Annotated in this window: 14 protein-coding genes; all 14 read right to left on the bottom strand. The window is 48.6% G+C overall.

Annotated features, from left to right (window positions below):
• Positions 1-4: 4 nt before the first annotated feature.
• Complete coding sequence (locus tag HMPREF1091_RS01105) at positions 5-1,684, bottom strand: PBSX family phage terminase large subunit (RefSeq protein ID WP_002562982.1); 1,680 nt, start codon at positions 1,682-1,684, stop codon at positions 5-7.
• Positions 1,678-1,998 carry a hypothetical protein gene (locus HMPREF1091_RS01110; protein WP_155887827.1) on the bottom strand — a complete coding sequence of 107 codons (321 nt, stop codon included), beginning with the start codon at positions 1,996-1,998 and terminating at the stop codon, positions 1,678-1,680. Before HMPREF1091_RS01110 ends, HMPREF1091_RS01105 begins: the two co-directional genes overlap by 7 nt.
• Before the next feature lie 242 nt (positions 1,999-2,240).
• The gene (locus HMPREF1091_RS01115; RefSeq protein WP_002562984.1) at positions 2,241-2,636 is read right to left on the bottom strand and encodes a RusA family crossover junction endodeoxyribonuclease; all 396 of its coding nucleotides are present in this window, start codon (positions 2,634-2,636) and stop codon (positions 2,241-2,243) included.
• A gap of 2 nt (positions 2,637-2,638) precedes the next feature.
• Positions 2,639-2,815, bottom strand: a complete 177-nt coding sequence (locus HMPREF1091_RS08285; protein ID WP_002562985.1) for a hypothetical protein — start codon at positions 2,813-2,815, stop codon at positions 2,639-2,641.
• A 3-nt stretch (positions 2,816-2,818) separates the two neighbouring features.
• Positions 2,819-3,136 (bottom strand): hypothetical protein, encoded by a 318-nt coding sequence (locus tag HMPREF1091_RS01120; protein ID WP_002562986.1) that lies wholly within the window; start codon positions 3,134-3,136, stop codon positions 2,819-2,821.
• A gap of 209 nt (positions 3,137-3,345) precedes the next feature.
• The gene (locus HMPREF1091_RS01125) at positions 3,346-5,754 is read right to left on the bottom strand and encodes an AAA family ATPase (RefSeq protein ID WP_002562987.1); all 2,409 of its coding nucleotides are present in this window, start codon (positions 5,752-5,754) and stop codon (positions 3,346-3,348) included.
• 97 nt (positions 5,755-5,851) lie between these two features.
• Positions 5,852-6,268: a hypothetical protein gene (locus tag HMPREF1091_RS01130; protein ID WP_002562988.1), complete on the bottom strand. Its 417-nt coding sequence runs from the start codon at positions 6,266-6,268 to the stop codon at positions 5,852-5,854.
• A 2-nt stretch (positions 6,269-6,270) separates the two neighbouring features.
• The gene (locus HMPREF1091_RS01135) at positions 6,271-6,594 is read right to left on the bottom strand and encodes a hypothetical protein (RefSeq protein WP_002562989.1); all 324 of its coding nucleotides are present in this window, start codon (positions 6,592-6,594) and stop codon (positions 6,271-6,273) included.
• Positions 6,587-6,916: an FmdB family zinc ribbon protein gene (locus HMPREF1091_RS01140; protein ID WP_002562990.1), complete on the bottom strand. Its 330-nt coding sequence runs from the start codon at positions 6,914-6,916 to the stop codon at positions 6,587-6,589. Before HMPREF1091_RS01140 ends, HMPREF1091_RS01135 begins: the two co-directional genes overlap by 8 nt.
• A gap of 2 nt (positions 6,917-6,918) precedes the next feature.
• Positions 6,919-7,362 (bottom strand): beta-sandwich lipoprotein, encoded by a 444-nt coding sequence (locus HMPREF1091_RS01145; RefSeq protein WP_002562991.1) that lies wholly within the window; start codon positions 7,360-7,362, stop codon positions 6,919-6,921.
• Positions 7,363-7,384: 22 nt separating this feature from the next.
• A complete protein-coding gene (locus HMPREF1091_RS08385) occupies positions 7,385-11,104 on the bottom strand; it encodes a DEAD/DEAH box helicase family protein (RefSeq protein ID WP_002562992.1) in 3,720 nt (1,239 codons plus the stop codon).
• Positions 11,105-11,839 (bottom strand): hypothetical protein, encoded by a 735-nt coding sequence (locus HMPREF1091_RS07925; RefSeq protein WP_002562993.1) that lies wholly within the window; start codon positions 11,837-11,839, stop codon positions 11,105-11,107.
• Positions 11,840-11,892: 53 nt separating this feature from the next.
• Positions 11,893-12,999: an ATP-binding protein gene (locus tag HMPREF1091_RS01165; protein WP_002562994.1), complete on the bottom strand. Its 1,107-nt coding sequence runs from the start codon at positions 12,997-12,999 to the stop codon at positions 11,893-11,895.
• Positions 13,000-13,020: 21 nt separating this feature from the next.
• The gene (locus tag HMPREF1091_RS01170) at positions 13,021-14,463 is read right to left on the bottom strand and encodes an AAA family ATPase (protein ID WP_002562995.1); all 1,443 of its coding nucleotides are present in this window, start codon (positions 14,461-14,463) and stop codon (positions 13,021-13,023) included.
• Positions 14,464-14,627: the final 164 nt, after the last annotated feature.

Genomic DNA, 14,627 nt, shown 5'->3' on the forward strand with positions numbered 1-14,627 from the left:
CCTCCTAAATCATTTGCCTATCATCGATGAGAGTCGAGCACGCATAACGAAGCGCGTCGATGGCGTGATTGTCTTTGTCCGGCAAAAGGCCTGTAACCTCGCCGTCTTTGGTCATTTCATATTGGTACGCAGGAATTTCTGCCGCAGCCAGAGTGCATGCGGGGTCAATGACAATCTTTGTGCGCTCTTGCAACCAGCGGATGGAGTTTCTAACGTTATGCGCGCCCTGCTTAGGCGCTGCCAAAGCTTCGATACCTTCCTCGCGCCACGATGCAATGCTCTTGGGCTCTGCACCATCGCACATTACATATGCGAATGGTTCTGCGTCTTCTACGGTCTTGCCGTCATCATCTAAAAGCTCTGCTCCCATACGCTCTGTGACCATGCCCGCGGTCTGCTCATTCGAAAGCCCCTTGCCGCTCATCTCGTCCAGGATGTAAAGCGTGCGCTTCTTCGCGTCATAGCCAACCTTGAGCCACACCCACGGGTCTTGGCTAAATCCCCAGTCAACGCCGTAATAGTGATGCTCAAGCTCACGGCGCTCGTCGAACGTAATTGGGCGTACCTCGCATCTGCTGAATACTTCAGCGCCAAAACCTACAGGCTCGCCCATGTATTCATGCAGATACGATTCTTCATCAACTGCTTTAAGCGCTTGAGCGTCCTCGTAGATTTGTGCTGGTACCCACTCGGGCGGGACATCGTTGTAATTGGCCTTGTAAACAGGTGTACCCGATGCAATAAGCTCAGCGATTTTTTTATTCGCCCAGCTTGCGCGCGAACGCGGAGGGTTGAATGAATGGAAACGGAAATACACTGCATCTGGCCCAGCATCGCGCGTAACTGACTGGTAAATAGTGCGTATCTCGTTCATGCCGGCAAATTGGTCAGCTTCTTCTACCCACGTGTAGGCAAAATACGTACCATCAGGTGCCTTAACAGACTTCGTTTTTTCGGTATTGTCACCACCACGAAAGATGATGACTTGTCCTGTGGCTTTATTGCGCATACGCAAGGGAGACACTGTACAGTCCCACACATCTTCTACGCCATGCTTGCGCAGCGCCCACAACATCTGCTCGTAGACACCTTCGCGGATGTCTGCCTTGCGCTTAACGGTAATAAATGCGCTTCTCTCGGGATGCTTCATGAGACCATCCACAATCTCAAGGGAGATACATGAGCTTTTGGTGGACGCACGCCCGCCGTAAAACCAAAACTCACCGCTTTGATCTTTTGCAATCACTCGATGCGCCGCAAAAAATGGCTCAGCAATTAGCACGCCAAAATCACGTACATAAGCGATTTGCTCGTCTGGCACTTCATCAGGTAAAGCGTCCAACAATGTCTTGCCTAAAGCCGCCACGCCCTGGATTGCATCGCGGCTTATGCCTTCATGCTTGATTACCTTGCGCGATTCCTGAAACGTTTCTGACATACCTGCCAAGACGTCGCTTTTGCTGATAATCGCTTCTTTTGCTATTTGGTTTTTCAGATATAGGATTCTCGCCTGTACATCGCCAAGCTTTTCCAACGCATAAGCCTTGTTGTCAACGGAAGCAGGTTTCCAATTTCTGCGTGATGGATATACCTCATACATTGCTTGCTGGCGTGTCTTTCCAGCAGCGCGCAAAAGGCAGTACTTTTCGTATCTATCGTTTTTCAGCGGGTCTTTGCCTAGCATTGGCGCCGCCTTTTCTCCTTAAACAGACTTTGGCGCAGGGCGTTTGCGCGAGCGTCTTCGCGGCGCCTGTGCTCCATCTCATGTAAATAGCATCCCTTGCACAGACCCATCGCTTTTGCACGAGCTGACTCGGTCCACACAATGCGCTGTCCGCATACCGAACAAATTGGAATAGCAGCCTGCCAACGCCCGTGACGCGCTCTCATGTGTCTGATAGCCAGAGCAGAGCGTCCGGGCAATATCTCACTAAGTTCTTGTGAGGTCATTTCAGGATGGGCACGTAAGGTCTCGAGCTCTTCCTCGGACCATTTCAAGCGCCTATTTAATTGTGAATGTTTTATGTATGGAACACTTGTTCCTATATCCATACTCACGCCTTGACCTCCTGTTGTATCGTTACAGAAAGTCTATGTGCGCGATAACGAGTGGCCGCCAAACCAAACTCGCACGCCGCATGAGCATATCCATTTTTCAACGCCAAAAAGTATATCGCACTAACAAAAAAGCCGCCCATATTGGACGGCTTTCTGTTATCGGTCTGGAAGATAACCAAAAATCAAATTTCGTAGAGTTTTACGTACAACCCCCACGGCTGCCCGTAGGCTTGCGTCACCTTCGCACAAACAATTTGTTTGTCATCTTCCATGTATTCGCACGCTGCCAAAGCGTCCTGGATAAGCTTAGTGGCGTTATCCCAATCTGGCTTTTGCGTATATGGCTGTCCAGGCTTGTGTTTGCCGGTTGGCTCATACACCAACACCAACTCAAGACCTAGAGCGCCTGTGAGCCGTTTTGCGGGCCTATATTTCGCAATATGACTAATTACACATTGTCTTGCTTCTGCGAGCCTAGAATCGTCGTACAGACGCCTTGTAGCCGTATTAAACTTTTTTGCCTGTGGTGTAGTTTTCGGCAGCCGCATAGGCTCAAAGAACTCAATCGTGTTTTTCACGGCTAAAACATCCCCTTGAAAAAGCCGAACCACCACAAAACAGCAGACACGACCAAAATGAAGCCGACCAAATGCGAGTCAATTGCTATACCGGAAAAATTGTCTGTAACTCTTTTTCTAATCGCTGTTTTAAGCACAACAAACAAGGCGATGATGTATATGACGTGCCAAATATTCATTTGTTACGCCTCCTCGACCAATGCGTCTAGCTCTACGTATATTTGGTCAAGCTTCTCTGCCGTTACAACAAGGTCAATGAATGCGTCATTTACCATTCGCGCTGTACGGTCAATGCACTCAATATCAATGCTGGTTTTGTTCGAGGCGTGTGGATTGTGGAAGTCACAAACGATTCTTGCCAGCCTCATCTTGATGGCATGGGCGTAAGTGTCCAAACACTCGCAGAGGTCTTGTTGCATATCACGAATATCTTCTGCGACATCTGCCACTGCCGCGCTGCACTTCGCAGGGTCGTTGATAATAGGTATTTTTTCAGTCATATCAATAACCGCCTTTCTTAAAATATTCTGAATAAAATTATTGCAGGAGTAAAAATCTGCGTTAATCCTAAATAAGGGAGAGTTGGTAAGTGTGTGTGGCGCAGCGTCCCGCCACACTTACCCAACATCCCTTTAGGATGGGTCAAGAGATATAGGGGTGTAACTCTATATATCTTTAATACGATTTACACCCCCCCTCATACACCCCTCTAGGGTTCTAATTCTGACCCGTCCCAATCAAGCGGGATGTCTTTGTCTGATTGTGTGTCGTAAAGATAATTTGTCTCTTTGTCACAGCGAATTGGTGACCATTTAGCTTTGTTTGTGGTCCAATTTTTGAGAGTGTTTAACGTGATTTCTTTTTCAAAAATCCCACTGTCATTAATAATCTCAAGCATATTTACGCGAGTAGGTTCTATGTCTTCGCCTTCGCAAATTTCAAGAGCGTCTCGCATTGCTTGAGTTTTTTTCAATTGCTGCTCTTTATTTTTCTTAAGCTTGTTTTTTCGTCCGTTTGCTCTTACCTTCTGCGCCTTTGGGTCGTTTTTGTCGTAAATATTTACAAACTCACCCTCGACCAATAGGTCATTAAGCGACCCTGTAAGATCCGGACAATGCAGTGGATATTGAAACCACAGGTTTTTCTCATCGAACTTCGGAAACTCTCGCAAAGTTCCGTCCAACCTCCATGCGGTCCAGGTCTTCGCAGCTTGCTTGGTAACTTCGCCAATCGACAAAAGGCTTTGATAGTACTGCGGCGTCAGATGCTGCTGTGCCCAGGCGCATACTGCCACAGGGCCTGCTTGCTCGTCTGGTGTGAGCGTCTGCTTCCACCCAGGGACATACATATTCATCCATGCCTGTATTTGCAGCCAATCGACTTCACTTTGACGCGCTTGCAATACATCGTCTGTGACATTGAGCTGGCTCATGTCGATAAGTGCGTCCGGGTCACGAGCAAACACTCCAGAGCCACTGGCGCGGTCCATAGAGCGCTTAGAGCCTTGCGCACCCTTCGAGTGGTGGTGGCAGTAAATTACCGCACACCCAAGTTGTGATGCCACTAAATCGAATGAATTGCAAAACGCTGCCATTTGGTCTGCGGAGTTTTCATCACCTGTAATTACCTTATAGATAGGGTCGATAACCACAGCGATATAGTTCTTTTTCGCGGAGCGCCTAATGAGCTTTGGCGCTAGCTTATCCATGGGAACTGACTTGCCACGCAGATTCCAAATATCAATATTTCTGATGTTGGTAGGCGCCCATCCCAGGGCTGCGTACACGTCGCGGAAGCGGTGCAGAGCGCTTGGGCGGTCTAGCTCCAAATTGACGTACAGTACACGCCCTTGTGCGCATTGCCACCCAAACCAAGTTTTCCCTTCTGCAATGGCAGCACACAGCTCAATCAAAGCGTAGGATTTGCCTGCCTTGGAAGGCCCTGCAATGAGCATCTTGTGGCCCTGGCGAAGCACTCCATCGATTAGGGGTGGTGCTAATTGCGGCATGTCGTCCCATATCTCGGCCAAGCCTTCTGGGTCTGGCAGGTCGTCATTTACTGCCTGGATCCAATCCCACCACTGCGCCCAGGATTCTTTACCTATATTGGTAGCCACAAGATATTGCTTGTTTTGCCCTCGCATAACACCGGGCAAGCGCGACAAGCGACTAGGATTTTTATTTTGCGTATCTAAAATAAGACCGTTTTTCTTGCAGACTTCATACAGCGAATCCACTCGCTTTTTGTACTCGGCGTAGTCAGTCGCATCAACACGAACTATGGCGTGCAGGCTTTTGTTGCCTGAATCTACAAGTGTGGCTATTGGCAACTCCAACTGCTCCATAAGAGCGTACTGCATTTCCTTGCTCATGGAGTCAGACTCAACAAGCGCGTATCTAAACTCCGCCACGTTGGAGTTGCGGACCCCCTGGCCATCCAGAGCGTTAAAGCGTATCCAGGCACCGCCCTGTTCGTTGTAATCACCCATGGCCTTACCGATGTCGTGGTAGCGGTCTAAGTCGCGCAAAATCTCTGAGCTGGTGCGTGCGTATGAGCCTTTCGATGGTAAGTAACGACCGTCTTTTTCCCAGGACTCCATGACGTAGCCCACATACTCGTCTGCTTCAAACAGCGTTGATATGTAGGTCGCAATCTCTTGTATAGGGTCCCACGCATCGTCAGACGGCACAGGCAGGGGTTTGCCCTCCACCCAGGTACGGTCAATAAATACGGTCTCGTCTTTTTCGGGAGCCTTGTGTTTGTTGTTATAAAAATCGTAATCTTCGTAGTCATAATCTGGGGTGTTTTCTATAGGCTCATCCCAGCCTATGGGCTGTCCCTTGTCTTCTTCTGGGAAGATATCGACATTGTGGTCCTCGGCAATATGGATGATGGTGCCAGAGCTTACACCCTCTCCGTCAAATGTCGCCCACTTCTTTTGACACTCTCCTTGGTGGTAGCGCTTGTGGTCCTTTGCGCTCCATGTGTCCCAGACCTCGACGCCAAACCCGCAGGCTTTGAGCGCCATGCCAATTTGTGTCCACTCGGTGTAATCGCATTCAGCAGGATCTATTCTGTCTACGATGTCTGGCAGGTCTGCGTGTGCTTGTGTGGCCATAAATTACCTCCTTTTGTTTACAAAAAGGTCCTTTTGTTTACAAAAGGGGAGCACGTGTGTACTCCCCAATGCGTATGTATTCAGTTGTGGTTTGCTTTTAAGCTTCGTAATCGTCTTTTCTGACCAGCTCGAAAATCAGCCATTTGTCGCTGATGTGGGTCAGCTGAAGGACAACATACTTGCTGCTCTCTTTAAACAAACGATTACTTGCATATGGGCTGTCAATTTCGCATCCGATAAAAAAGCTTTTAGGATGTGTTTTGCGCAAAAAACCAGCAATGCCACCTGTTGTTGTTTCTGCCTGCTGTGGCTCATCATTACATGATGGCTTGTCTTCTGCCGCCTTAATGCGCTGTTCGAGCTGGTAAAAGTAGATTTTGCGAGTATTTTCTACGTCTTGGTCGTATTGCTTTATGCAGTCCCAGCCACTAAGGCCGACATAGTCTAGCTTTGCGTTGGCGTAGGCCAGTCTGTTTGCTAAATCAAAGGCAATGTCCTTTAGCGTTTCGCTCATTACTATTCCGCCTCCTCTACAATACGTGCACCGCAGCTAGGGCAATAGTTCGTCAGTGTTGGCATATGGTCATCTACGATAAAACCAAGACAACACCCGCACGATGAGCAGACAAGCTCATCATCAATGCCATGAGCTTCGTCAACGATTGCCGTACATGTGGGGTCGATGAGGTCGGCGAGACGGTAGGCTGCTTCTGACGCTGTTACGGTTGTTGATTGGCATTTGTCATCTGCGAATGCAGCAAACGCAACATTTAGAAGAAGTGGTAAAGTCCTGCTACGAGCGCCATCCCGTAGCCTTTTCGCTACCTCTTGCCTATTCATCGTCGCTCACCACCCTTGCTCCACAATGTGGGCAGTAATAAGGATCATTAATAGATGAGCGATAACCGCATGCAGAACAGGCAAATTCGTAATCTTCGCCATTGGTACCTTCCATGCCGCCAAAATCATGACACGTAGGATCTATGAGGTCTGCGAGACTGATAAGAGTGTCATTAAATGAGCTAAGTTTTTTATAATTTAGCTCTATCGCATCTACTAAGGCTGTGGAAAAGAAGCGCAAAAATAGTATTTCATTCCCAGAAGCTTCTCGCCGTAACCTTTCCGCTACCTCTTGGCGCTGCTCAGATAATGAATTAGTCATATCTAGTCCTTACTCGTAATCTTTACTCCAGGAATTTGCTCAGGTAAGAAATTAATTTCATAGCTGTATTTATCGACGTTAGAGCCGCTCAGGTCCTCAACCGTGTAGCACGTCCATTCATTGAGATAGACAAAATGCTTGGTGTATTTTCCGTCTGGCAGCTCACACGTAACTTCAAGCTCGTTGGTATCCTTGTTTTTGCTGATAGAAAACGTACCTGTGAGCTGCAAGGTGACTTTGTCAGAGCGGCAATTGATGACCGTTAAGCGCCTAACTACATTGAAATTGTCGGCTTCCTTGCTGACGTTATGTGAGACTCTTTCTGACTCCGTGCAGCCACTAAGACTTAGAACTGCTGCTATTACTGCTACTATTACAAGTATTGTGCCGGCAATACTGGCTATTACATATATTGCGCCGATAATACTGACAAAGAGCTTTTTCATTTTTTCTCCTATGCTTTGCGTTTTACCAGCTCAAAAATGGCACTGCTGGCATTTCGTCTTTCTTAATTTGTGGGGGTGTGTAGCTTGCTGGATCTATTGCATGCGGGACGCGCCACCCATTAGCAGAAAGTCGGCTAATTAGCCTTGATGCTTGGTCAAGCGACCATTCACCCACGTGCTTAAAGCCGTAACGCTCAAGTAAACGAATCTGCTTGGCAGAACTCATGCCTTCGGCTTTGCGCTTATCCAGGCGATTGAGTAGCATTGACGCCTTGCCGGCACACTCAATGCTGTCGGCAAAAATGCCATGACTCTCGAGCGCTTTAAGCTGTTTATCTGATGGTGGAGCCATCTCCCAGCCAAAACTGGGCACGTAATTTTGTAAATCTGCATCCATGATGGACATCTCGTATTGCAAAGGGTCCACAAGCTTGCGCTTTTTGGTGCGCATTTCTGCCAGCTGTTTAGCCAAGGACTCTTCACGAGCCTGCGCAACATCGTTTTCGGCGCTTTTTTCGACCTCTTCAAGGTCAATTGGTACGCGTTGCTGCTCAACAATCTTTGTCATTGCCTGGGCGACTTCGTCAGTTTTTGCGATTAGATGTGCCGGGCGGCACAGTTCGTGGCGCTCGGTATGCCACAAAAAATCAAGCAATAAAAGCTTGTCCTTGCCGGTTTCAGGTGATAGACGAGTTCCTCTGCCTACCATTTGACAATTACCTACAATAGCAACTTTTCCATTACGTCGCGTGACTAGCGTGCCAAGCTCGTTTTGCACACACCAGCACATCTCATCTGAATGCTGTTCCTTAACCCATGTCGCGTGCTGACCAGATACTGAGCCGATTTTTACAAAATTCTGTTTTTTGAGATGTAGCATGTAAAAATCGTTCTTTCTCGCTATTCCTGCTTTGTCTACAGAAATATTTGCACGCCAACCTCGCTGGACGGCCATAATCTGCAAGCGCTCAATAAAGGCTTTGTTTCCTTTTCCGATGTGGTAACTCCTTCTCGTCCAAGATTGCCCACTTTGTTTTGCTCCATCAGCTAAATGGATTGTCCTGAGCATGATGTCAAATTGGCGTTCGTCCATATCAAACAATGTGTCACTTATGTTTTTTGAAATGTACTTTTTGAGATAACCCCAGCCACTGCGGTTTTTATGTGCTCCGCGTGGTTTGCCTTTTGAGATTGACCAGATAGTGCGTGGACTCGTTTCGTTGTATTTAGTCCCGCCAGACACAGAGCGTTTTCCATACTTAAGGTTGCATCCATCAATGCATGATTGGATTTCGTCAATCCATGGCTGATGGCTTGCCTGAGATATGTAAATTGCACCGTTTGTCTTGTTAATTGTTCCGTCCGTCATCACCCATGCAATGAAGCGGATTTCATCGTCAGTAAGAGGGACTCCAGGAAAATGCGTCTTTCCGCTTACTGGGATATAGGCGCCGTCTTTCATATCAGCGATATCTTGAGCTTCTTTGATTTTCCAGCCCTTGCGTCTTTTGTTGTCATACACCATGCGGTGATGATTCGTAACGCGAATATCTGATGACTGCCCCTTAATTGAGCAAAAGAATTCATTGCTGGCTAGCTGTCTCTTGATTTTTGCGAGGGCAGGGACAAATTTTGTCTCCCCCGTCTCGGTATCGAATGCAAGAACATCTTCTCCGATTTTTACGTCAGTCTTCCAACCATCACGCGTTAGTACTTCTGTCTTTTCGTCTAGACAATAAAGACTTCTTACTTTGGTGGGGCGAAGTACGATAATACAGTCAACACTTGGGCAGTCCCAGCCTTCGGTTAAGAGCATGGAATTGCACAGCACGTTGTATTCACCACGCTCAAAGTCTGCCAATACTTCTGTTCTGTCAGATGACTGCCCGTTTACTTCGGCCGCCTTAAAACCGTGGGCGTTTAAGATTGCGCAAAACTTCTGTGAAGTGGCAATAAGTGGTAGAAATACAACGGTCTTTCTGTCCATGCACTGCGCTTCATACATCTCCTGCGCGATTTGCTCTAAATACGGCTCGAGGGCGTCCCCCAAATCAGCTGACTTAAAATCGCCTGCCTGCACGCCCACATGACTTAAATCAAGCGAAAGCGGTATGGTCTGCGCTTCTATGGGACATAAATAGCCATCCTTAATAGCTTGTGGAAGTGAGTACTCGTAGGCCAGGCTGTCGAACAGCTCTCCTAGGTTTTTGCGGTCTCCTCTGTCGGGCGTGGCTGTAACGCCTAAAACCTTAGCGGCGCTAAAGTAGTCAAGCACTGCTTGGTACGAACTTGATAGGGCGTGGTGGGCTTCATCTACGATAATGGTGCTAAATCTATCAGCTCCTAGCGCATCGAGCCTGGACTGGCGCATGAGCGTCTGGACGCTTCCTACCACCACAGACTCAAAACGACCAACTGAGGTGTTTTCGGCTTTCTCAACTGCGCACGCAAGGCCAGTAGAGCGTGCGAGTTTGTCTGCAGCCTGCTCAAGCAACTCTCCTCGATGTGCCAGTATCAAGACGCGCTCTCCTGCATCAACGCGTCTTTTGGCTATCTCAGAAAAGACGATGGTTTTACCGCAGTTATGAGTAACGGTGAAGTCATCCAATAGGTAACGGTTGTCGCCATCAACGGTAAAACCAAAATATTCTCCAAAGCCAATATGCTCAACGCTAAAACCAGTGCGCAAAACGCTTTTCTTTTGTTTGCGCTTTGCGCATTGTTTGGCTTTTACGCGACAGGGGATTATTGAGCAATCTCCGCTAATTGATACACGCCAGTATGTCCCAACAAAACCGCCCTGGCAGGTCTTTATGGATTTTGAGACATATGCAGCAAGGCCAGCTGAACGAGCAATAAAAGCCACATCTTCTGATAGCTGCCGTGATTTTGAGATGAAATCATATCCACAGCATTGAGCTTTGCTGCCGTCCGTGTCGATAACGCCAGCTAATATTTCTAATCGTTTTTCTAGTGGTGCAGCTTTATACACAAGGGGAATGAACTTACCTGCTGAGCCAACTCCACGTAAGTGGAGTTCTTTAAGCTGCTGGTGAAGTAGCCCACCCTTTGCCCCAACGTATCCACAGCGCAAAAGAAAAGTATTCGCTCTTCCAGCTTTTTCTGTGCGCACAGTCATATTGTAGACTTCGCATTGGCGCTCAATCTCTTGTTCGATTTCTTTATCCATGGTAGTGATTGAGATTGAGTTTTTTATATTTCCATCACCAAGAAGAACGCCAAGGAAATATGGGTCTATAGAAATATGACTACCATCGTTTTCATGAAACTTCTCAATAGCCGAACTACGATATAGCTTGTGGGTGTGTTTTTTGTTTTTTGACCACGTAAGATATTCGCTGACTGTAACATCGGTAATTTTTCCACCAATTTGTGAGGGGTATTGAGGATGCCCCTTTAGTCCTGTTTGCACAAGTGATAGCATGTGCTGCGAATTTACGATAAATGGCTGCCCCTTAATTGGAGTGATTTTGTATAAATCATCCTTACCGTGGTGGAGGTGTAGCACTTTACGCGGCTTGCCGTCTGCTCCTAAAAGAGTATCGCTAAGGCCAATCTCTTCGACGGCTTTTGTCAATCCACTTGCTAGAAGGACTTTTTGCCCCCTAGCATGGCATCCGGTAGGTAAAACAAGGAGCGTCTTTCGACGCCCCTTTTCCCACTCATCTTCGATTGCTTGTACAGATTGCGTTTGGTATGGCCTTAGCTCAAAGCCGGCCACTTAAAATACTCCAGGCGCAGGAGCAGCGGGGGCCTGAGGTGCTGGTGGCATCTGTGTTGCCCGTTGGGACACCTGCTGGATCGGCACACCGGCAGGAACCGGGGTGGCCACCACTGGCTGCGCTACAGGCGCAGTTGACAGCGGCATTTGCTGCTGTGAGTAAGCAGGCGCTTGTGCAGGTGCTGCAACAGGAGTAGCTGCGGGTGCTTGTACCGGTGCGGCTACGGGTGTCTGGGTGGCCACGGGAGCGGCTACAGGTGCAGTGTAGCTGTTTTGTGGGGAAGTAGTCGTAAGACCCTTTTTAGCGACCTCAGAGGGCTTTAGGCACTTTTTGACGTCTGCATACGTATTGCCGTTATACTCGCGGTGCTCCATATGCAACCACCCACAAGCACCTACTACCGCATTCCAGCAAGGCGCGAAGGTGTCTCCTTCGGCGTTTTCTGGGGTAAGTCCTAGCGAGACGAAAAACTCTTTGATACGATACTTCACCTTTGCGTTGAGGATGAGGTTATAAAATGCGTAAGAGTTTCGCCCATCTGTGGGATCGGTAAGCTTAAGCGTAAGTTTAGCCATGGGCGATGCTGCCATCTTATTGCTGCCGTTAAAGGTAGCACGCTCAATCTTGGTGACCTCAAAGGGATAGTCGCCCGCGTCAAACAAGGTAAACTCGTCGTCAGGTACGTTTTCGATGGGGTCGTCCCAGCCTAGTGGCTGTCCTAGCTCTTCTGCCATGATATTTGCCTTTCTAAAATCCTAAAATCGAATATTTTACCTAAATCTAATTGTTATTTGCTGGTAATTGATGCCTTGATGGAATCCAAAACTGTAGGAATCCATGCCACGATGTCCTCACGTGGTGCCAGAGCTTCAAACGGCATATCAGGTGTTGCGTATCCCTTAGATACAAGAGCGCCCATAACATCGTCTGTGGTAAGCCCTACGCCCTCAATTTGGACTTTAAGCTTGGCCAGATTATCAGGAAGCGATTCTAAGCCGTTTTGAGCCTCGTTAGGCTCGTTTGTGTCAAATGGTACGGGGATAGCGTCAAACTCCGCTTGTGTGAGGTTCTGTGCAGCCACAGAAGCGTTTGTTGTAGCTTGCGTCGCTGCGTTTTGCGTAGGCTGCATTACTTGTGCGGGATTTGGGATGTTCGGCACAGGGATATACGGTGCAATCTGGTTCCACTCCATAGAAATACTGTCAGCCATGCCCCAGCGGTTCTTAGCATCGTATGCCGCAGAGTGGTTGGTGTGAATCTGGCGGATGCGCCCACCCTGCGCGACTGCTTTGCCGCTTTTAGCATCGGTCACGTTGATATTGGTCTTGTAATTGCAGAAAAGCACCGCGTCTGCCCATTCCTTGACCGTATTTGCGATAGATGTTTTCCTGCCTGCCTGAAGCTTCAGCCCCCAATGGTCGTAAGTGCCAATCTCGCCTGGCTGCTCGATACGCTCAATGGACGCATGGGCAAGGCACACGACATTAAGCCCGTGTTCGCATACATCGCTGAGCAAATTGAGGAATTTACCGAACTCCTCATATACCTTGGTGTATCCGGTGCCATAACCAAAATCCTCAATGGACTTTTTGTTTTCGGCCCCACAGATGTGGACCGCGCACAGCTGCTGCGCCCAGTCCAGGGTGTCAATAATAAGCGTTCCTCCGCATTCGTAGGGGAAATCGCGTATCCAGCGCACTTCTTCCAAAAGCATTGACCAGCTTGTCGGTTGTGGCAGGCGGTTAACATCGATGTGATCGGTCCCTCCTTCCACGTCGATAAAAAGAGGAGAGGGAAATTGTGCGGCAAGCGTGGATTTGCCGATGCCTTCCACTCCATACAAAATAACTTTTTGCGGCTTTGTAATCGTGCCGCGTGTGATTTGGAATGCCATGTGTCAGTCCTTCCTAGGCGCCTAAAATACGCCTGGAGCAAACGGATTTGGGAACTTTGGTTCTTGAGCAGGAGCGACCGTAGGAGCGCTTGCAGACGCTACAGGCGTCATAGGCATCACAGGCGCTATAGGCGCTACTGGCGTATTTGGTGGTATGGGCGAGTCTTGCTTTGCGTAGCCGTCTTCGATAATGACGCTACACTCGTCTCCGGTAGATACTCGCGTGCCAATAACCTGCAACCCTTCGCTTTGCGCCCATGCACCGAACTCGGCTAGGGTTTGTGTATCCATCTGCTCTAATTTGTCAACTAATACGAAGCCACAATCAGGCTTGACCGCTCGCACAATGGCGGTGGCTACGCGCAGCTGCTCGGCGCTGCTCATATCAGACCAGCTAATGCCTTTGTAGACGAGATAGCCGTCCTTTACGTCCAAATCTTCAAGTGGCATGTTGGCGCCATCCAAAAGCGCTATACGCTGTTTGCGTACAGTTTCAATCTGCTCAGAGATCGCTTTGTAGGTCTCCTCGGTAGTCTCGGCTTCAGCTTCTAAGTCAGCACGCCTTTGGTTTGCGCGTACACGCTCGTTGACCTCGTCAATATCGCGCAGCTTCTGCTCAATCTCTTCGGTGGACGTGTCAATAAGGCTGTCTGCAATAGCTTTTTGGGCGGTCAGGGCTTCTGTGAGCTGCGCTTCCTCAGCGGCGATAGCGTCCATCTGAGCCTTGGTATTTGCCAGATCACGCTCCAGCTGCTCGGCGCGCTTGTTCATATCGTCTTTTTGCTGCTCTTTAAGCTTCATTTGCGCTTCGAGGTCTACCACCTTTTGGCGGATAGTCTGGTTTTGGCTGTTCTTGGCCAAGATGGCTTGCTGCTTTTCGATAAGCTCGGTTGCACTTACAGGCTCTTCTGGTGCATCTGCGTAATAAGGCATATCCGCCGCTACTTTGCGCTTACCAAGATAGTCTGTTTTAAGCGGCCTGCGCTGGTCTGATAGCGTCTCGATTTGGTTGTCAAGCGCCTTTATCTGATCTTTAACACCGATAAGGTCTAGCAAGACTTCTGCCTTCTCTTTATCGGTCGAGTTCATGAACTTGGGTAAGTTCAGGGCGAGCTGCTCAATAAATGAGTTGAGAAGCGTCTGGCCACTCTTTTTTCCTGTGGGGTCTACCACTTTAAGAGAGCCGCTTGAGCCTTGGCGCGTCACGATAAGGCCATTTGAAAGCTCTATTTTGAGCTTGGCAGGTGTAGCAGAGCCTTCTCGAGTCGGGTTTTGCGGCTTGAATGAATTGCCACCCAGCGCCCATGCGATAGCATCAAGAACGCTTGTCTTGCCCTGGGCATTGCGCCCACCGATGACGGTCAGACCATCAGTTGTGGGAGTGATAGAAACAGCCTTGATGCGCTTGACGTTTTCAAGCTCAAGGCTAGCAATCTTTACGGGGTCGGTCTTGGTATCAACCATTGTCTCTCCTTAGATGTGTTAAATAAGAAAAGCCGCCCATGTAAGGACGACGAAAAGCAGTGCTATTGCTGTGCCGACGATAAGTTTCGGCACATAGATTTGCGCCAAGTGCAGCAAGCTTTGTAAAATAGACAACAGGCTGGTACGCCTGTTTGAGCGCTTAC

It is taken from the genome of Atopobium minutum 10063974 (genome assembly GCF_000364325.1).
GTDB classification, from domain to species: Bacteria; Actinomycetota; Coriobacteriia; order Coriobacteriales; family Atopobiaceae; genus Atopobium; species Atopobium minutum.